This window comes from Bacillus sp. HMSC036E02, from assembly GCF_001836235.1.
Classification (GTDB): Bacteria; Bacillota; Bacilli; order Bacillales; family Bacillaceae_G; genus Bacillus_A; species Bacillus_A cereus.
Map to the genome: position 1 here is coordinate 2,867 of NZ_KV827851.1, position 713 is coordinate 3,579.

Sequence of the window (713 nt, forward strand, 5' to 3'; positions counted from 1 at the left end):
TTATGCAAAAAAGACCACCAAAAGGCAGTCCCTCAAAACTCAATCCCATCCCGCGCTCCACTACTTTCTCATACAAATAATTCGCAACGATAGTATCTACTACAACCAAACCAACTGATTTGAAAATAGTAATCTCTTCATCATTTTCGTGACCAGCTTTTCCCCCTTATAATTTAACCAATTTCGGCGTGGAGATTGCTAGTTTTATCAAAATTTGAAGATTACCTGTTTCTAGATCCTATTCAATTAAGCAATCCTACAAATGCCTCTTCTTCCTCATCTATAAAACCTACAAATATAATTTCTTCGATATCCTCATGATTAAATACAAATGTATACTTAGGATTAATATATCCTTCTGAATAAAAACAGCCAATATAGTCATACATCACAAGTTCTTTAATCCCAAGTTTTTGTTTTCTTCCATAGTTATTTATGTGAATTCAGCTCGTTTTTTTGTTTTGGGTGAAAAAATTTTTTAACTTGATAGCAATGTGGTGCTACACCTATTAGGCAAATTCGACAAAGAAAAGATACCCAAAGGTGCCTTCCTCCCACTTGAACCATCTTAATTTTATTGTGTTGTTATTATATAAGAAAAGAAGACATCACTTAAGATGTCTTCTTTTCTTCTTTTCTTGTACACTTGGTGTTAAGAAGGTATTTATTGCTTAAAAACCATAAAAAAATATAACAATCATCGAGTAAACCTA

2 pseudogenes are annotated in these 713 nt (G+C 32.3%); both read right to left on the reverse strand.

Annotated features, from left to right (window positions below):
* Positions 1-166, reverse strand: a pseudogene (locus HMPREF2590_RS31220) (hypothetical protein); the annotation flags it as partial.
* Between the two features lie 76 nt (positions 167-242).
* A pseudogene (locus tag HMPREF2590_RS15605) lies at positions 243-428 on the reverse strand (DUF4176 domain-containing protein); the annotation flags it as partial.
* Positions 429-713 lie beyond the last annotated feature (285 nt).